At 71.8% G+C, this 18,592-nt stretch carries 14 protein-coding genes and 1 pseudogene; 9 read left to right on the plus strand and 6 right to left on the minus strand.

What is annotated here, in order from left to right; translation table 11 throughout:
* Window positions 1-20: 20 nt before the first annotated feature.
* The 9 genes from nuoH to ACSMHG_RS06670 all read left to right on the plus strand — a co-directional run bounded on the left by nuoH (window position 21) and on the right by ACSMHG_RS06670 (window position 11,599).
* The gene (nuoH, locus tag ACSMHG_RS06630) at window positions 21-1,349 is read left to right on the plus strand and encodes an NADH-quinone oxidoreductase subunit NuoH (RefSeq protein ID WP_435742963.1); all 1,329 of its coding nucleotides are present in this window, start codon (window positions 21-23) and stop codon (window positions 1,347-1,349) included.
* Entirely contained in the window at window positions 1,349-1,954 is a 606-nt protein-coding gene (gene nuoI / locus ACSMHG_RS06635) for an NADH-quinone oxidoreductase subunit NuoI (protein WP_435742929.1), read from the plus strand. Before nuoH ends, nuoI begins: the two co-directional genes overlap by 1 nt.
* Window positions 1,951-2,838 (plus strand): NADH-quinone oxidoreductase subunit J, encoded by an 888-nt coding sequence (locus tag ACSMHG_RS06640; RefSeq protein ID WP_435742931.1) that lies wholly within the window; start codon window positions 1,951-1,953, stop codon window positions 2,836-2,838. The genes nuoI and ACSMHG_RS06640 overlap by 4 nt, the downstream gene beginning before the upstream one ends.
* A gap of 5 nt (window positions 2,839-2,843) precedes the next feature.
* On the plus strand, window positions 2,844-3,137 hold the full coding sequence (nuoK, locus tag ACSMHG_RS06645) for an NADH-quinone oxidoreductase subunit NuoK (RefSeq protein WP_435742965.1): 294 nt from the start codon (window positions 2,844-2,846) through the stop codon (window positions 3,135-3,137).
* A 13-nt stretch (window positions 3,138-3,150) separates the two neighbouring features.
* Window positions 3,151-5,085, plus strand: coding sequence for an NADH-quinone oxidoreductase subunit L (gene nuoL, locus ACSMHG_RS06650; RefSeq protein ID WP_435742933.1), 1,935 nt, complete (start codon window positions 3,151-3,153; stop codon window positions 5,083-5,085).
* Window positions 5,082-6,743 (plus strand): NADH-quinone oxidoreductase subunit M, encoded by a 1,662-nt coding sequence (locus ACSMHG_RS06655; RefSeq protein ID WP_435742935.1) that lies wholly within the window; start codon window positions 5,082-5,084, stop codon window positions 6,741-6,743. The genes nuoL and ACSMHG_RS06655 overlap by 4 nt, the downstream gene beginning before the upstream one ends.
* A 2-nt stretch (window positions 6,744-6,745) precedes the next feature.
* The gene (gene nuoN, locus ACSMHG_RS06660) at window positions 6,746-8,341 is read left to right on the plus strand and encodes an NADH-quinone oxidoreductase subunit NuoN (RefSeq protein WP_435742937.1); all 1,596 of its coding nucleotides are present in this window, start codon (window positions 6,746-6,748) and stop codon (window positions 8,339-8,341) included.
* Window positions 8,338-9,360 (plus strand): polyprenyl synthetase family protein, encoded by a 1,023-nt coding sequence (locus tag ACSMHG_RS06665; RefSeq protein WP_435742939.1) that lies wholly within the window; start codon window positions 8,338-8,340, stop codon window positions 9,358-9,360. Before nuoN ends, ACSMHG_RS06665 begins: the two co-directional genes overlap by 4 nt.
* A 70-nt stretch (window positions 9,361-9,430) precedes the next feature.
* Window positions 9,431-11,599, plus strand: coding sequence for an SCO7613 C-terminal domain-containing membrane protein (locus ACSMHG_RS06670; protein WP_435742941.1), 2,169 nt, complete (start codon window positions 9,431-9,433; stop codon window positions 11,597-11,599).
* Window positions 11,600-11,671: 72 nt separating this feature from the next.
* Here ACSMHG_RS06670 and ACSMHG_RS06675 read toward each other — a convergent pair whose 3' ends face one another.
* From ACSMHG_RS06675 to ACSMHG_RS06700, 6 genes and pseudogenes are all read right to left on the minus strand, one after another.
* Window positions 11,672-13,009, minus strand: coding sequence for an HNH endonuclease (locus ACSMHG_RS06675; RefSeq protein ID WP_435742943.1), 1,338 nt, complete (start codon window positions 13,007-13,009; stop codon window positions 11,672-11,674).
* A gap of 74 nt (window positions 13,010-13,083) precedes the next feature.
* Entirely contained in the window at window positions 13,084-13,593 is a 510-nt protein-coding gene (locus ACSMHG_RS06680) for a hypothetical protein (protein ID WP_435742945.1), read from the minus strand.
* Window positions 13,594-13,666: 73 nt separating this feature from the next.
* Window positions 13,667-14,722 carry a DNA polymerase III subunit beta family protein gene (locus ACSMHG_RS06685; RefSeq protein WP_435742947.1) on the minus strand — a complete coding sequence of 352 codons (1,056 nt, stop codon included), beginning with the start codon at window positions 14,720-14,722 and terminating at the stop codon, window positions 13,667-13,669.
* Window positions 14,723-14,900: 178 nt separating this feature from the next.
* Window positions 14,901-16,985 carry a PhoX family protein gene (locus tag ACSMHG_RS06690; protein WP_435742950.1) on the minus strand — a complete coding sequence of 695 codons (2,085 nt, stop codon included), beginning with the start codon at window positions 16,983-16,985 and terminating at the stop codon, window positions 14,901-14,903.
* Between the two features lie 89 nt (window positions 16,986-17,074).
* On the minus strand, window positions 17,075-17,983 hold the full coding sequence (gene rarD, locus ACSMHG_RS06695) for an EamA family transporter RarD (RefSeq protein WP_435742953.1): 909 nt from the start codon (window positions 17,981-17,983) through the stop codon (window positions 17,075-17,077).
* 86 nt (window positions 17,984-18,069) lie between these two features.
* A pseudogene (locus ACSMHG_RS06700) lies at window positions 18,070-18,592 on the minus strand (2-oxoacid:ferredoxin oxidoreductase subunit beta); the annotation flags it as partial.

The following is an 18,592-nucleotide window of genomic DNA, read 5'->3' on the forward strand; positions in this document are numbered from 1 at the left end:
TTCCCACGGCGGCCCTGCCCATGGCTGCCGACGACCTCTCCGCCTTCGGGAACGACCCGCTGTGGGTCATCCTCCTGAAGACGGTGCTGATCTTCCTCGTCCTGGTGCTCCTCACCCTGTTCAACATCTGGTGGGAGCGCCGGGTCGTGGCGCGGATGCAGCACCGCATCGGCCCGAACGTCAACGGCCCCTTCGGCCTCCTCCAGTCCCTCGCCGACGGCGTGAAGCTGGCGCTGAAGGAGGACATCATCCCCAAGGCCGCCGACAAGGTGGTCTTCCTGCTGGCCCCGGTGCTGGCGGTGATCCCGGCCTTCGTGACGTTCAGCGTCATCCCGTTCGGCCCCGAGGTGGAGATCCCCTTCACCGACACGGTCACCCCGCTGCAGCTGACCGACATGCCGGTCGCCGTGCTCTTCGTGATGGCGATCGCCTCGATCGGCATCTACGGCATCGTCCTCGGCGGCTGGTCCAGCGGCTCGACGTACTCGCTCCTGGGCGGCCTGCGCTCGAGCGCGCAGATGATCTCCTACGAGGTCTCGATGGGCCTCGCGCTGGTGACGGTCTTCCTCTACGCCGGCTCCGCGTCGACCTCGCAGATCGTCGACGCCCAGGACACGCTCTGGTTCGGCCTGGTCCTGGCACCGTCGTTCGTCATCTACGTCATCTCGATGGTCGGCGAGGTCAACCGTGCGCCGTTCGACCTCCCCGAGGCGGAGGGCGAGCTCGTCGGCGGGTTCCACACCGAGTACTCGTCGCTGAAGTTCGCGCTGTTCTTCCTCGCCGAGTACATCAACATGGCCACCGTCTCCGCGGTCGCCACCACGCTCTTCCTCGGCGGCTGGCGCGCGCCGTTCTGGATCGACCGGGTGTGGGAGGGAGCCAACGAGGGCTACGTCCCGCTCATCTGGTTCTTCGGGAAGATGCTCTTCTTCATCTTCCTCTTCATCTGGCTGCGTGGGTCGCTGCCGCGGCTGCGCTACGACCAGTTCATGAACTTCGGCTGGAAGGTGCTCATCCCGGTCGCGCTGGGATGGACCGTCGCCGTGGCGGTCGTCCGCGCGGTCACGCTCGACGGCGGCCTGGACCGTCAGTACGTGCTCGTCGTGATCGCCTCCGTCGTGGCGGTCCTGCTGGCCGTGATGTTCTTCGGCCAGGACCGCGACGAGCAGGCCGGCAGCGGCAGCAGCGCCGCGGACGACCGGCCCGCCGCTCCCGCCGGCGGAGCCACCGGCGGCTTCCCCGTGCCGCCCATGCCGGCCGGCGGTGCCGTCCGCGGCGCCGCCCGCCCGCTGACCTTCACATCACCCGTGACGACGGGGACCACCGCCGCGGCGGGGGAGGAGAGCTGATGGCCGACGCACCCCACGAGAAGCAGCGATTCTGGGACCCGGTCGCCGGGTTCGGGGTCACCTTCCGCACCATGTTCCGGAAGGTGGTGACCGAGCAGTACCCCTTCGAGAAGCAGCCGACGGCACCCCGCTTCCACGGCCGGCACCAGCTCAACCGCTGGCCCGACGGGCTGGAGAAGTGCATCGGGTGCGAGCTGTGCGCCTGGGCCTGCCCGGCGGACGCCATCTACGTCGAGGGGGCCCAGAACGTCGACCTGCCCGACGGCTCGGGCCGGTTCAGCCCCGGTGAGCGGTACGGCCGCGTCTACCAGATCAACTACCTGCGCTGCATCCTGTGCGGCCTGTGCATCGAGGCCTGCCCGACGCGCGCGTTGACGATGACCAACGAGTACGAGCTGGCCGACGACAACCGCGCCGACCTCATCTACGAGAAGTCCGACCTCCTCGCGCCGCTGCTGCCGGGCATGGAGCAGCCGCCGCACCCGATGCGGCTCGGCGACGACGAGGGCGACTACTACCGCAACGCCTACTCGGCCCCGGCGCCGGGCACGGCGCCGGCGGCCCCCGCCGACGACCAGACGACCCTCCGAGAGGTGGACCGGTGATCGCCTTCTGGATCCTGGCGCCGGTCATGGTGCTGGCGGCGCTCGGCATCCTCGCCGTGCGCAAGGCCGTCCACGCCGCGCTGCTCCTGGCCACGGTGATGATCAGCCTGGCCATCCTGTACGCCGTGCTGGACGCGCCGTTCCTCTTCGTGGTGCAGATCATCGTCTACACCGGCGCCATCTTGATGCTGTTCCTCTTCGTCGTGATGCTCGTGGGCGTCGACGCCTCCGACTCGCTGGTGGAGACGATCCCCGGTCAGCGGGTGGCCGCGATCGTGCTCGGCGCCCTGGTCGGCATCCTGGTGGTCATCGGGATCGCGCAGATGTCGCTGGGCGCCGTCGTGGGGCTGGAGGCGGCGAACGAGGGCGGCAACATCGAGGGCCTCGCGGCCCTGCTCTTCTCCCGGTACGTCATCACCTTCGAGGTCACGGCCGCGCTGCTCATCACCGCGGCCCTCGGCGCGATGGTCCTCGCCCACCGCGAGCGCCTGGTGCCGAAGGCCGGCCAGGCCGACCTGGCCCGCCAGCGGGTCAGGGACTTCAGCGAGAAGGGCACCCACCTGGGCCCGATGCCGGCGCCCGGCGTCTACGCGCGGCACAACGCCGTGGACACCCCGGCGCTGCTGCCCGACGGCACGCCGGCGGAGTCCTCGGTCTCCCGCGTGCTCCAGGCGCGCGGCACCGTCCGCTCCGCCGCCGCGCTCGCCGACGACATCGAGGACGTGCAGCGCTCGCTGGGCGGCGTGCCGGGCGGCTCCGGCACGCCCGCCGACGACTCGGCCGGCTCCGGCTACAACACCGAGAACCCGAGCACCGGCAACGCCACCGGTGCCAGCGGCCTGGGCTCCGGTGGCCCGGGCTCCGACGAGGAGGCCCACCGGTGACCGACGTGACGCCGTACGTCGTGCTGTCCGCGATCCTGTTCAGCATCGGTGCGGTCGGGGTGCTCACCCGCCGCAACGCGATCGTGGTCTTCATGTGCGTCGAGCTGATGCTCAACGCCTGCAACCTCGCGCTGGTGGCCTTCGCCAAGCAGCACGGCAACCTCGACGGCCAGGTCGCGGCGTTCTTCGTGATGGTCGTCGCCGCCGCCGAGGTGGTCGTCGGGCTCGCGATCATCATGACCATCTTCCGCACGCGTCGCTCGGCCTCGGTCGACGACGCCAGCCTGCTGAAGTACTGAGGAAGAGAACCGGATGTACTCACTGTCCGAGGCCGGCCACGCCATCCCCGTGGTCGACCCCAGCAGCTCCAGCGGGGTCTTCTCGCTCCTGTGGCTGGTCATCGCCCTACCGCTGCTCGGCGCCGCGGTCCTGCTGCTCGGCGGCCGCGCCACCGACCGGTGGGGCCACTGGCTGGGCACCGCCATGGCGGCCGGCTCCTTCGTCGTCAGCCTGGTGCTCTTCTTCGAGCTGCTCGGCCGCAGCGAGGGCGAGCGGTCGATCGTCCAGGAGCTCTACACCTGGATGCAGGTCGGCGACCTCGACATCGGCATGGACCTGCTCTACGACCCGTTGTCGGCGCTCTTCCTGCTGCTCATCACCGGTGTCGGCTCGCTGATCCACGTGTACTCCATCGGCTACATGGAGCACGACCCGCGCCGGCGGCGGTTCTTCGGCTACCTCAACCTCTTCGTCGCCGCGATGCTCACCCTGGTGCTGGCGGAGAACTATGTCGTGCTGTTCCTCGGCTGGGAGGGCGTCGGCCTCGCGTCCTACCTGCTCATCGGCTTCTGGCAGCACAAGCCGACGGCGGCCGCCGCCTCGAAGAAGGCCTTCGTCATCAACCGTGTCGGTGACATCGGCATGGCGCTGGCCATCGCGCTGCTCATCGCGACCTTCGGCACCACCAGCTTCACCCTCATCAGCGAGGTCTCCGGCGGCGCCGAGGAGGGCACGCTGACCGCGGTCGGGCTCCTCCTGCTGCTCGCGGCCTGCGGCAAGTCGGCCCAGGTCCCGCTGCAGGCCTGGCTCCTCGACGCGATGGAGGGCCCGACCCCGGTGTCGGCGCTCATCCACGCCGCCACCATGGTCACCGCCGGTGTCTACCTCGTCGTGCGGTCGAACTTCATCTTCGAGCTGGCGCCGGCCGCCCAGACGGCGGTGGTCGTCGTCGGTGTGGTCACCCTGCTGTGGGGTGCGGTGATCGGCTGCGCCAAGGACGACATCAAGAAGGTGCTCGCCGGGTCGACCATGAGCCAGATCGGCTACATGATGCTCGCCGCCGGCCTCGGCGTCGCGGGCTACGCCTTCGCGATCTTCCACCTGCTGACCCACGGCTTCTTCAAGGCCAACATGTTCCTCGGCGCCGGCTCGGTGATGCACGGCATGAACGACGACGTCGACATGCGCCGCTACGGCGCGCTGCGCAAGGCCATGCCGGTCACCTTCCTGACCTTCGCCATGGGCTACCTCGCCATCATCGGCTTCCCCGGGTTCTCGGGCTTCTGGTCCAAGGACAAGATCATCGAGACGGCCCTGGCGGAGAACTGGCTGATCGGCCTGCTGGCCCTGCTCGGCGCGGGCATCACCGCCTTCTACATGACCCGCCTGATGCTGATGACCTTCTTCACCGACAAGCGGTGGAAGGCCGACGTGCACCCGCACGAGTCGCCGTCGGTCATGACCGTCCCGCTCGTCGTGCTCGCGGCGCTGTCGGTCCTCGGCGGTGTGCTCCTGCTCGGTGACTGGATCGTCGAGTGGCTCTCCCCGGTGGTCGGCGAGGCCGAGCACCACGAGCCGCCGCTGCCGATCATCGTCATCACGCTGCTGACCGTCGCGGTCGTCGCCGCCGGCGTCGCGCTCGCCTGGTTCCTCGTCGGCAAGCGCGAGGTCGCCACGACACCGCCGCAGGACGTGTCGTTCGCGACGCGGGCCGCGCGTGCCGACCTCTACGGTGACGCGGTCAACGACACCCTGGTGGTGCGCCCGGGTGCTGCCGCGGTCCGCGGGATCACGGCAGGCGACCGGACCCTCGTCGACGGCCTCTTCACCGGCGGCTCGAGCTCGGTCAGGGGCGTCGGCAACCTGCTGCGCCGCGCCCAGAACGGGTTCGTCCGCTCCTACGCCCTGTCCCTCCTCGGCGGCGTGCTCCTCGTCGTCCTCGCGCTCCTGGCGGTGAACCTCGCATGAATGAGTTCCCCTGGCTCACCGTCCTGGTTTTGGTGCCGCTCGTCGGCGCCGTGGTCGTGGCCGCGGTTCCGCGCGCGGAGCTGGCCAAGCAGGTCGCCCTGATCTTCTCCGTGCTCACCCTCGGCCTGGGTGGCGTCATCGCCGCGCGCTACGAGCTGCGTGGCGGGATGCAGCTGACCGAGGAGGTCGACTGGATCTCCGCGTTCGGGGTGCACTACGCCCTCGGCGTCGACGGCCTCTCCCTGCTGCTGGTGCTGCTCACGGTGGTCCTGGTCCCGCTGGTGCTGGCCTTCAGCTGGACCCACGCCGACCCCGGCACCGGTGCGAGCGGCTCGACCCGGTCGTTCTTCGCCTGGACGCTCGCGCTCGAGGCGCTCTCGCTGGCCGTCTTCCTCGCCACCGACGTCTTCCTCTTCTACGTCGTCTTCGAGGCCACGCTGATCCCGGCGTACTTCCTCATCGGCGGCTTCGGCAAGGCCGGGCGGAGCGCCGCCGCGGTCAAGTTCCTGATGTTCCAGCTCGCCGGCGGCCTCGTGCTGCTCGGCTCGGTCATCGGCCTGTACGTCGTCTCCGCGCAGGCCGGCGAGCCGTCGTACCTGGTCTCCGACCTCGCCGCGCTCGACATCAGCACCGGTGCCGAGCGGTGGATCTTCGCCGGCTTCATGATCGCCTTCGCGATCAAGGCGCCGCTCTTCCCGCTGCACACCTGGCTGCCGGACACCACCGAGAAGGCGACCCCGGGCACGAGCGTGCTGCTGGTGTGCATCCTCGACAAGATCGGCACCTACGGGATGCTCCGCTTCTGCCTGGAGCTCTTCCCGGAGGCCTCGGAGTGGGCCTCGCCGCTGGTGATCGCCATCGCGCTGGTCTCGATCGTCTACGGCGCGCTGCTGGCCATCGGGCAGGACGACCTGCTGCGCCTGATCGGCCTCACCTCGCTGAGCCACTTCGGCTTCATCACGCTGGGCATCTTCGTGTTCAACAGCCGCGGTGAGACCGGCGCGATCCTGTACATGGTCAACCACGGCCTCGGGACCGCCGCGCTCTTCCTGACCGCCGGCTTCATCATCGAGCGGCGCGGCACGGCCCTGATCAGCCGGATGGGCGGCATGGAGAAGGTGACGCCGGTGCTGGCCGGCCTCTTCCTCGTCGCCGGCCTCGCGACGCTGAGCCTGCCCGGGCTGAGCACCTTCGTCTCGGAGTTCCTGGTCATCGTCGCGGCCTTCGAGCACGCGTGGTGGGTGGGTGCCATCGCCGTCACCGGCATCGTGCTGGCCGCCATCTACGTGCTGTGGATGTACCAGCGCGTGATGACCGGGCCCGGCCCGTCGGCCGACGCGGCCGAGGCGGTCGCGGAGGAGCAGGCCTCGCACCGCGAGCCGGCCGAGCACGGCGGCACCGCCACGGCGACCGCCACCCGGGCGGCGGCGGACACCGCGGCCGCGCTGCGGGTGCCCTACGACCTGCGCCCCCGCGAGGTCGCGGTCGTGACCCCGCTGATCCTGGGCCTGGTGCTCTTCGGCTTCTACCCGATGCCGCTGTTCGACGTCGCCAACCCCTACGTCGACGACCTGATGTCCCGTGTCGACATCGTCGACGACGCCCCCGCCGTGCCTCCGGGCACGGTCGTGGAGCCCGCTGAAGAGGGAGCGCACTGACCATGGAGTTCGTCAAGCCGACCATCGAGTACGCCGAGCTGGCGCCGTTGCTGATCGTGCTCGGCGGCGCCTGCCTGGGCGTCCTCGTCGAGGCGTTCCTCCCGCGGGGCCGGCGCCACGTCGTCCAGGTGGTCCTCACCGCCGTGGTCCTGCTGGCCGCCCTGGCCACCACCATCTGGGTGGCGACCGACCTCGCCGTCGTCGCCGACGGCGCCGCCCGCGGGCTGCTCGCCGTCGAGGGCACCATCGCGGTGGACGGTCCGACCGTCTTCCTCTGGGGCCTGATCCTGCTGCTCGGGCTCGGCGGGGTGGCGCTCTTCGCCGAGCGCCGTCTCGAGGGCGGGGTCTCTGCCTTCGCCGGCCAGGCGGCGGCGCTGCCGGGCACGGAGGCCGAGCGCGAGGCCTCGACCAGGGGCCTGGACCACACCGAGGTCTTCCCGCTGCTGCTCTTCGCGATCGGCGGCATGCTGCTCTTCCCGGCGTCGAACGACCTGCTCACGATGTTCGTCGCCCTCGAGGTGCTCTCGCTGCCGCTCTACCTGCTCTGCGGCCTGGCGCGTCGCCGTCGCCTGCTGAGCCAGGAGGCCGCGCTCAAGTACTTCCTGCTCGGCGCCTTCTCCTCCGGGTTCTTCCTCTACGGCGTCGCGCTGGTCTACGGCTTCTCCGGCTCCATGCAGCTCTCCGCGATCGCGGAGGCGATCCGCAACGACACCGAGAACCGCGGCCTGCTGCTGGTGGGCATGGGCATGCTCGCCGTGGGGCTGCTGTTCAAGGTCGGTGCCGTGCCGTTCCAGGGCTGGACGCCCGACGTCTACCAGGGCGCGCCGACCGCCGTCACGGCGTTCATGTCGGCCGCCACCAAGGTGGCCGCCTTCGGTGCGCTGCTGCGCCTGTTCTACGTCGCCTTCGGGGCCGACCGGTGGTCGTGGCAGCCGATGATGTGGGTCATCGCGATCCTCACGATGCTGGTGGGCGCGATCGTCGCCGTCGCGCAGAACGACGTGAAGCGGATGCTCGCCTACTCCGCGGTCGCCCACACCGGCTTCCTGCTGACCGGCGTGCTCGGCGTGCAGGGCGCCGGCGAGCTGGCCGAGGGCCAGGTGACGTCGCTGACCGCCGTGCTGTTCTACCTCGTGGCGTACGGCGTGGCCTCGCTCGGCGCGTTCGCGGTGGTCACCCTCGTCCGGGACTCCAACGGCGAGGCGACCCGCTTCGACCGGTGGGCCGGGCTGGGGCGCCGCTCGCCCTGGCTCGCGGCGGCCTTCGGGCTCTACCTGCTCTCGATGGCGGGCATCCCGCTCACGGCCGGCTTCGTCGGCAAGTGGGCGGTCTTCACCGTCGCCCTCTCCGCGGGGGCGTGGCCGGTGGTGCTGACGGCGATCGCCTCGAGCGTCATCGCGATCTTCTTCTACATCCGCTACATCCGGATCATGTTCTTCGCCGAGCCGCAGGTCGGTGAGGACACCGCGGCCGTGGTGACTCCCTCGCTGCTCACGTCCGCCACCATCGCGGCGGGCGTCGTGGCGACGGTCGTCCTCGGCGTCGTGCCGGGGCCGGTGCTCGACCTCGCGACCCGTGCGGGAGACTTCATCCGGTGAGCTCCCCTTCGACGGCGGGCCCGTCGTCCTCGGGTCTGGCCCTGCCGGTCACCGACCCGGCCCTCGAGGCGCGCCTGCGCGCCCGGATGGTCGAGGTCGAGGAGGCGCTCTACGCCCACGTGGAGAGCCGCTTCCCCTACGTGACCGAGGCTGCCAGCCACCTGCTGGACGCGGGCGGGAAACGGTTCCGCCCGCTGCTGGTCCTGCTGGCCGCCGAGGCCGGTCCGAGGCCGACGGCGGAGGAGGTGCTGACCGCCGCCTGCGTCGTCGAGATCACCCACGTCGGGTCGCTGTACCACGACGACGTGCTCGACGAGGCGGCGCTGCGTCGGGGCGCGGACTCCGCCAACGCCCGGTGGGACAACCACGTGGCGATCCTGACCGGTGACTTCCTCTTCGCGAAGTCCTCCGAGCTCACCGCCCGGCTCGGTGCCGAGGCGGTTCGGATCCAGGCGGAGACCTTCAGCCGCCTGGTCGAGGGACAGATCATGGAGGGCGTGGCGCCGGGCGAGGGCGAGGACCCGCTGGCGCACTACCTCGAGGTCGTCGCCGGCAAGACCGGCTCCCTCATCGCCACCTCGGCGCGGTACGGAGCGCGGTTCAGCGGCGCACCAGCCGAGGTCGAGGAGGCCCTCACGGCGTACGGCGAGATCGTCGGGTCGGCGTTCCAGCTCTCCGACGACATCCTCGACATCGCCTCGGAGTCGGTGGAGTCGGGGAAGACGCCCGGCACGGACCTGCGCGAGGGCGTGCCCACGCTGCCGGTGCTGATGGCGCGGGCGTCCACCGACCCCGCCGACGCGCGGCTGCTCGAGCTGCTCGACTCCGACCTCTCCGACGACGCGCTGCACGCCGAGGCCCTCGGCCTGCTGCGGCGCCACCCGGCGCTCGACGAGGCCCGGGCCTACGTCGTGGCGCGCGCCGCCGAGGCCAAGGCGCTGCTGCGCGTGCTGCCCGAGGGGCCGGTCCGAGGCGCGCTCGAGGCCTTCGCCGACGTCGTGGCGGTCCGGTCCGCCTGAGCCTTCGCCGCCGCGCAGTTGAGTAGCCGAACTCATGCGGGGGCGCCCCGCTGTCGGCCACCCTCGTGGCATGTCGTCGTTTCCCTGCCCCCACTGCAGCACGGTGCTCGAACCGGGCACCCCGGCCTGCCCGGACTGCGGCATCCGGCTCACCGGTCCGCAGGCCGCTCGGCTCTGGTACGTGAACCAGCAGATCGTCACCCTCCGGCAGGAGGCGTCCACGCTGGTCCAGGAGCTGCTCCAGCCCTCATCGGTGCCCGCGGCGCTGCCGGCCCTCCCGGTCGCCGGCGGGCAGGACCGGCCCCGGGCGACCAGGGGGCCGTCCGGCCAGCAGCTCCTGCTCGGGCTGGGGGCGGTGATGCTGCTGTCGGCCTCGTCCTTCTTCCTGTGGGTCGTCTGGGTCGTCGTGGGCATCGTCGGGCAGGCGCTGATCATGGCGGCCCTGACCGGGCTCGCCGTCGCGGGCTCCGTGGTGGCCACCAGGCGGGGCCTGCACGCCGCTGCGGAGACCGGGGCGGTGCTCGCCACCGGCCTGCTCCTTATCGACCTCTCCGCCGCGCACTCCCTCGGGCTCGGCGGGCTCGACCGGTTCGCCGCTGACCGGTACTGGCTGGGCGCCTCCGTGCTCGCCGGAGTGCTGCTGCTCGGGTGGGACCGGCTGGTGCCTCGCGAGCGCGACGGCAGGGCGCTGCGGGCGGTGCTGACCTACCGGCCGGCCGCGGCCGCCATGCTCGCGCTGCCCCCGTGGCTGGTGCTGAGCGTGGTCGAGCCGCAGGGCGCCGCGGCCGTCGGGAGCCTCGGCGTGACTGCGCTGGTCGGCGCGACCTGCGCCGCCGCAGCCCTCCGGTTCGACCGGTCCAGGTCGGTCGTCCCCGTCCACCACGTGCCCGCGTCCGCGGTCGTGCTGGCGGTCTCCACGACGCTCGCGACGCTCGGGTTCCTGGCGCTCGGCCTCGCCACGGCGTACGACGGCGCTGGCTCGGTCGCGCAGCGGTACGCCGCCTGGGCCATGCTGGCGCTGGTCCCGGCCGCCGTCGCCGTCCTGACCACCCGGATCGGCACCCGCGTGGGTCGCAGGGTCGCGGAGGCCCGACCGCAGCTGCCGTACCTGGCCGTCGGCCTCGCGCTGCCGCTCGTCCCCGTCCCGCTGGGCGACCTGCCGTACGGCGTGCTGGTTGCCGTCGCGGTCGCCGTCGCGGCGTTCGTCGTCGCTCACCACCTCGGCCGCGTGGCCGGGAGGACGCCGGTGGGCCGGGCGTGGACCACCGCGCTCGCGTACGCCGCGCACCTCGCCCAGCCCGCCCTCGTGCTCGCGGCCTGGGTGGGGGCGGTCGACGCGCCGGTGCTCCTCGTCGCGGTGCCCGCGGTCGCGTGGGCCGGCTCGACGCTGGTCGGCGTCTGGCGGCACCGCGCCGCGGGGTGGGTCCCGGTGGCCCAGACCGCCACGGCGGCGGCCCTGCTCATCGTGCTGGAGACGGCCGGCGAGCGGGCGTGGACCTCGGTCGCGCTGGCGGTGTTCGCCGCGCAGGTGGTGATCGGTGGTGACGCCGTCCGGCGGGCGACCCGCCCCGGTGGCGAGCCCGTGTTCTGGCGGGTGGTGGACCTCTCGGCGCTGGGCTTCGGTGCGGCGTACGCGGCCACCGCCGTCGCTGCCTCGCTCGGCACCTCGGTCCAGACGACTGCCACGGTGCTGGTCTCGATCGGCGTGCTGACGCTCGGGTACGCCGGGGCGCCCGGTCGCCTGGCGTTCGCCTACCTGGGGTCGTTGACCGTCTCCGCGGGCACCGGGCTCTTCCTCCTCGAGGCCGACGTCGCAGTGGTGGAGGCGTACACCGCGCCACTGGTGGTGCTGCTGACGGCCATCGGGCTGGTGCACTGGCGGCGGGACCGCGGGGCCGCGACCGTGCTGACCATGGGGCCGGCCCTGTCGGCGGCGTTCGGTCCCACCTTGCTGGTCGCCGTCGGGGGCGGCGACGCCCTGCGCCTGGCCGCGGTGAGCGCGGTCGCCGCGGGGACGCTTCTGGTCGGGCTGACCTTCAAGTGGAAGGCTCCCGTGGCCACGTCGGCCGTCGTCCTGCTGGTCATCGCCGTCACCCAGGGCGGGCCGCTGATCGCTTACGTGCCCGGCTGGATCACCCTCGGCGCCACCGGAGCCGCGCTCCTGGCGGCGGGCGTGGCGTGGGAGCGCGCCGTCCTCGCCGGCCGTCGGGCGAACGCGTGGTTCGCCACGCTGAGCTAGTGGCGCTCCCTACGGACCGCTCAGCGTCAGGTCGATGTCACCGATCCGAGTTGTCCGCCGGTGCAGCCGGCCTCAGGCGGCGGGGATGTAGTCGATCCTGATCGGTGGCCGGTCGTGGATGGTGACCAGGGCTGGTGGTCGGGTGTGGTGCCGGTGGCCGGTGGGAGTGAGGGTCTCGATGGTGCCGTCTGGTGAGGGTCTGGCCCGCCAGCCCGGTGCCTGTTTCGCGTAGTTGCAGGCTTCGCAGAGGCCTTGGCCGTTCTCGCCGGTGGTGGGGCCGCCGTCGATGACGGCGTCGGCGTGGTCGCTGTGGCGGATGGGTGCGGTGCACCAGGGGGTGCGGCAGACCTGGTCGCGCAGGCGGATGAACCGGGCGAGCCCGGCGGGGAAGCGGCGGGTAGACGCCTCCATGGCGACGAGCTCGCCGGTGGTGGGGCTGGTGTACAACCTCCGCACCCATACTTCCTCGTCGGCGGTGAGGGCGCCGGCGAGGATCTCGCGGGCGAGCTCGGCGGGGATGGGTCCGTAGCCGTCGAGGTGGGTGGGGTCGTCGCTGGTCCCGAAGGCGGTGTGGTCGCTCATCACGAGGCCGAGCTCGACCTTCGCCCCTCGGGTGGCTTCGTGGCCACCGAGGATCGCGGAGACCAGGGTGTCGGTCATGACCTGGCCCTTGGTGCGCTCGTCGGTGCCATCGGCCCGGGCGGCATCAGCGGCCTTGGTCAGCGCGGCGTAGGCGGCGACGCCGTCCTTCACCGGGAGCAGGGCGGTCAGGTAGGTCATCGTGTCCGGTGCGGGGCGCAGGGTGACACAGCGGTCTTCCTCGGCCTTGCGGCGCCGGGCGACGACGGAGGCGGGGTCGAGGCGGGCGGCGTGCTTGGCGCAGAACCCCGCGACCTCCCGCTCACCCATCGTGGCCAGGGACTCCAGGGCGTCGGGGGTGCCGGCCAGGAGCCGGTCGACCTCGAGCCGGTCCTCCAGCTCCAGGCAGGCGGTCTCGCGGACCGCCAGCGTCACCCCGTGCTCCGTGACTCGCCCGGCCCGCCACGCGGACCAGGTGTGCGGCATCTCGGTGGCGATGACCTTCGCCAGCCCGAGGTGGCGGCGGCCGCGGCGGTGGGACTCCCGACGCGCGAGCGCGACCTGCAACGCCACCCCGCGGCCACGGTGCTCGGCAGCCAGGCCGGCGTCGGCCTGCACCGCGCGCTGGGAGGCGTCCAGCTCCCGGGTCAACGCCGCCTGCGCAGCGGTCGCGACCCGCACCAGCTCCTCCAACGCCCCGATCGACTCCACCCGACCCGCGTCGTCGAGACCCGACGCCGCCTCCAACGCGGCACTGAGCTGCTCCTTGACCGCGGCGATGCTCGAGGCGCGCAACATCCCGGTTCCGGGAGTGACCGTAGAATCGAACATGTGTTCGATTCTACTTGGCTGGCCGGGCGGCGTCAACGCTGGTTCACAGGGCATGGGGGTCGAGTCCTAGGGCGTCATCGGGCCGCGCCGGGTGCGGACGCTCGGCGAGCGGTATCGCGGTTGTCGATGGCCTCGTGGACCTCGCTGATGGTCGTGCGGATGGTGTTGCCGTAGGCATTGTCGGACAGGGCAGAGGTGTGCTGCTCGGCGCGGCTGATGTGCTCAGCGGCTGATTCGAACGCGCCCAGGCGACGGAGGTCGTCGGCGAGGTTGAGGTAGAGGCTCGGGTAGAACCCGGCCACGTGGAGGCTGGCGTGGTGTCGCCGGGCGCGTTCATCGGTGAGGGCATCGGCGGCATCGAGGGCGCGGACGTCCCAGACGAGGGCCTCTGCGGGGTCCTCGTAGAGGTCCGCCAGGTAGTGAGCGAGCGTGCAGCGGTGGAACGGGTCACCCCTGACCCCGATCTGTTGCCAGATCGCACGCAGGTCCCGCCGAGCCGACTCGGGGTTGCCCCTGTGTCCGAGGAGCACGGCGTTGCTGATCGCCTCCATCGTCGGATCGGGCGTCGCGGCAGGTTCGGTCATGAGATCGGTTCAGTCCTCGTCGTCTTCGGTGGGCATGTGTGGTCTCGACAGGCTCGACCACCGAACCGGGCCGTCAGGACGGATCGGTTCGGCACGGCATGACGAGCGTGGTGAGGTCGCCGTCGTCGGCTGACCGGACCGTGGCTGGCTGGTCCGTCCCACGGAGGTCGAGCATCAGGTCGTTGCCGAGGGTGTGACTCAAGGTGGGGTACAACGTGGCCAGCTCGAACCAGAGCGCTAGATCGGGACCGGTGGCGGTGCCGTTGAGAGGCACGACGGCGTCGGGCAGCAGGAGACTCGGGTGCCCGTCTGCGACCCGCAGGCCGATCTTCTCCGGTGCTTGCTCCAGCGCTCTGAGGGCCTGCTGCGTCTCGATCGTGACGCGATGCGTCGGCGCAGGGAGTGACCGGAACAGAAGCCCGTGATCGGGGAAGACCCCGGTCAACAGGCGGCAGTGGGCGACGGTGTCGCCCGCCGTGCGGAAGGCCAAGGTCCGCTGGCCGGCTTCCAGGGTCACGACGGCGCTTCGCCGGACCCGCGAGATCGTGGCGTGGAGGTCGTCCCCGGCCAGCGTCCCTGCCCAAGGCGCGACGGGCGGCTGGCTGGGTACCAGCGTCCGCGTGGCGAGGCGATAGCGATCGGTCGCGGTCAGCGAGATCGCGCCGGAGTCGGCTTGCAGGCGAACACCGGCCAGGACCGGCATCTCGGGGTCGTGGACGGTGGTGGCCAGCACCTGGTCGACAGCCGCCGCGAGGACCGGACCCGGCAGCACGCAGACGATGTGGCGGGCGTCCGCACCGAGTGACGCCTTGAGGGTCGCGGCGGCCTGCTGGATCCCCCTGGCCTCGGCCGCGACCTCGGCCACCTGATCATCGATGAGCCGCGCGGCCCCCGCTGGGCTGGCGGCGAAGAACCGGCCGATCGTGGGCAGCGGCATCCCGATCCTGCGCAACTGACGCAGCTGTGAGGCACGCACGAACTGTGACTCGCTGTAGAACCGGTACCCCGTCAGCGGGTCGACGTGCTCGGGGCGCAGCAGGCCGGCATCGTCGTAGAACCGCAGCGCGCTGGTCGTCAGTCCGACGACCTTGGCGAACGCGCCGATCGACATGAGCTCCGGGTCAGCCACCAGAGCATCGTCCGCCCTCGACCAACTCGAAGGTCAACCGCGGTGCCGGGCGTCAGCGGGGTCTCGCCCGCAACGGTGGCTCAGTGCCGCGGCCGGTACCTCGAGCAGCGCCCCGGAACCCCGAACCGGCGCCGCCCCGACAGGGCGACGCCGGCTCGGCGTGGAAGGGGAGAAGCGGTCAGCGCTTCCGGTAGACCACCGCGACCGACGGGCGCGGGAAGTCGTCGGTGTGCGGCCAGGTGCTGGCCGGCTCCTCGAAGGTCGCGCCGTCGACCTCACCGGGGTGCTGGACCGCGACGAACAGCGAGCGGTCCTTGTCGGCGAGCAGCGGGCCACACGCCTCCGCGCCGCGGGGCACGGTGACGAACTGCTGCACGCGGCCGCGCTCGGGGCCCTTGACCGGCACCCGGAAGATGCCGTCGTTGGAGCCGAGCGAGTTGCCGTCGGTGGAGATCCACAGGTTCCCCTCGCTGTCGAAGGCGACGTTGTCGGGGCAGCTGATCGGGCTGACCTGGGACTTGTCGTAGCCGGCGAAGTAGGTCTCCTGCGCGGCCGGGTCGCCGCAGACCAGCATGAGGTCCCAGGTGAACGTCGCCGAGGCGTGGTTGCCGTCGGCGGGCGTCAGCTCCAGCACGTAGCCGTTGCGGTTGCCCGACTTCTCCTCGAGCGGTGCACCGAGCGAGGGGCGCACCATCGAGGAGCCGACGGGGTTGGCCTCGTCGACCGGCATGGCCTCGCTGCCGCGGTTGGAGTTGTTGGTGAGCGCCACGTAGACCTTGCCGTTGACCGGGTTCGGCTCGACGTCCTCGGGGCGGTCCATCCGGGTCGGCGCGACCTTGTCGGCGGCCAGACGGGTGTCGATGAGGACGTCGGCGACGCTCATGCCGGGGACGAACGACCGGGTGTCGCTGGTGAGCGCGATCCACCGGCCGGTGCCGTCGTAGCGGCCGTCCTCCGTGCCGTCGCCCTCCAGCTTGGCGACGTAGAGGGTGCCGCGGGTCAGCAGCGTCATGTTGTGGCGGCGGGCCTTGGCGGACGACGCCGGGTCGAACTTGTCGCGCGAGACGAACTTGTAGAGGTAGTCGCCCCGCTCGTCGTCGCCCATGTACGCCACGGCACGGCCGTTCTTGGCGATGGCGACGTTGGCGCCCTCGTGCTTGAAGCGGCCCAGCATCGAGTGCTTGCGCGGGGTCGAGCCCGGGTCGGTCGGGTCGAGCTCGACGACCCAGCCGAACCGGAACGGCTCGTGCGGCTCGGCGGTGAGGTCGAAGCGCGGGTCGACCGAGGACCAGCCGCGGCCGCTCCCGCTGATGCCGATCCGCTTGTAGGAGTCGGTGTAGCGGGGGTCGAGCTCGCCGCCCTCCGGCTTGTCGAAGTACTGGTTGAAGTTCTCCTCGCCGGAGAGGATGGTGCCCCAGGGGGTCGTGCCGCCGGCGCAGTTGTTCAGGGTGCCGAGGACCCGCTTGCCGGTCGGGTCGGCGGAGGTCTTGAGCCGGTCGTCACCGGCGGCCGGCCCGGTCACCACGAACGTCGTCTTGGCGCTGATCCGGCGGTTGTGCCGGGTGTTCGCCGGGTTCACCGGCAGCCAGGAGCCGGGGGTGCGGCCGCGCTTGATCTCCATCACGGACATGCCGTGGTTGAGGATCTCGATCCGCTTCTTGGTGTCCTCGTCGTAGACGTCGGCGGGGAACATCAGGGTCGGGTCGGTGTACTCGTGGTTGACCACGAGCAGCGCCTTCTTGCCGCGCAGCGGCACCACGCCGACGTAGTCGCAGTTGTAGCCGAACTGCTTCGCGGCGGCCTCGGGAGTCTGGTTGCGCACGTCGAAGCGGGGCGCGCCCTTCTCGACCGGGTCTCCCCAGCGGGCCACGATGTCGGAGCGGAAGCCCTCGGCGGGGACCAGGGCGTCGCGGCGGTTCGGCGGCACGGACCGGAACGCCGTGCGGCCGAGGTCGGCGCGGAGGGCCGACCGGGCGACGGACTCGCCGGCCGGGCCCTGGGGAGCGGCCGCCGCCGGCGCCGCGGCCAGCCCGCCGAGGACCAGCGCGCCGCCACCGACGGCCGCGCCCTGCAGCACCGAGCGGCGGGCGACGGCCTTGGCGATCTCGTCGCGGACGTGGCCGTGCTCGGTGGTGTTGGGAACCGGCTGGTCGCACGCGTTGCCGCAACGGAACTGGCAGGTCATGTGGCTGCGCGAGCCGTGCGGCCCGCGGGGGGTGAGGAGAGGGAGGAGCGGGCGCGTGGCGCCGGGGGTGGTCGTCATGGCGCGGACGCTAGGTACGACGGGTTGAGCGACGGCAAGCCATGGGGGAGCGGTCGGTGGCCGAGAGGTGAACGGCGGGCGCACGCCGGTCAGGCAGCGCTGGCAGCGGCGACGAGGCGCAGCTGCCGGCGACGGTGGTTGTTGGCCTCCACGGTGAAGATGACCAGCGCCACCCAGACCAGCGCGAAGCCCGCCCACCGCAGGGGCGACATCTCCTCGTCGAACCAGAAGACGCCCAGCGCGAACTGCAGGACCGGTGTGAGGTACTGCAGGAGACCCAGCGTGACCAGCGGGATCCGGGTGGCCGCCGCTCCGAAGCAGATGAGCGGCACGGCGGTCACGATCCCGCTGCTGGCCAGCAGCACCGCGTGGCCGAGGCCGTGCTGGCCGAAGCCGGAGGCGCCCTGGGCCACGAGCACGCCGAGGTACACCGCGGCGAGCGGTGCGACGAGGGTCGCCTCCACGGCGAGGCTCTCCACCGCGCCGACGTTCGCGGTCTTCTTGGTCAACCCGTAGATCGCGAAGGAGACCGCGAGCACGAGCGCGACCCAGGGCGGGTGCCCGTAGTCGACGGTGAGCACCGCGACCGCTGCGACCGCCACCGCGGCGGCGACCCACTGCGTACGACGCAGCCGCTCCCCGAGGACCACCACGCCCACCAGCACGGTGACCAGGGGGTTGATGAAGTAGCCCAGGGAAGCCTCGACGACCCGGCCGTTGTTGACGCCCCAGATGTAGGTGCCCCAGTTGACGCTGATCGCCACCGCGGCGGCGCCCAGCAGCAGCATGGTGCGCCGGGAGCGCAGCAGCGCCCGCACGTGCGGGACCCGGCCCAGCGCCACCACGAGCACACCCATGGTGAGGGCCGACCACAGGATCCGGTGCGCCAGGACCTCGACGGCCCCGGCCGGCTCCAGCAGCGGGAAGTAGAGCGGGAAGCCGCCCCAGATCGAGTACGCCGCGAGGCCGAAGAAGAACCCCCGACGCGCGTCCGACACCGCTCGAGGGTAGTGGACCGAGGCCCTCCGACCACTGTCGGGGAGCCTCGGTCCGCCTGCCGACCTTCAGGCCGGACCAGGCAGGGTCAGACGACGGTCCAGGTGTCGCCCGAGCCGATGAGCGCAGCGAGCCGGTCCGAGGCGTCGCCGGGCGAGGCTTCCTGCGCCTGCTGCTGCGCCGTGCCGACCTGGGCACGGGCCTGGTCGTCGTACGTCGGTCGCTCGACCTGGCGGAAGATGCCGATGGGTGCCTGGTGGAGGTAGTCCGACGCGGTGAGCCGGGAGATGGCGAAGGCCGTCGACGGGTCGGGGTTGTAGGCGTCGTGGACGAGGATGTCGGCGTCGTCGACGTCGGCAGCGGTGACGACCTTGACGCCGCCGGTGCCTTCGGGGCCGGCGTCACGGACGACGGCCTTGGAGCCGAGGCCGTTCTCGTCGGGGGCGCCGAAGCGGATCTGTTCGCCGTGGACGAGGGGGATGATCGCCTCGCCCTTGGACTCCTTGTAGTCGCCTTGGCCCTTGATGGCGTCGAAGGCGCCGTCGTTGAAGATGGGGCAGTTCTGGTAGATCTCGACCAGCGAGGTCCCGCGGTGGGCGGCGGCCGCGGAG

It is taken from the genome of Nocardioides ureilyticus (assembly GCF_051280745.1).
Lineage (GTDB): Bacteria > Actinomycetota > Actinomycetes > Propionibacteriales > Nocardioidaceae > Nocardioides.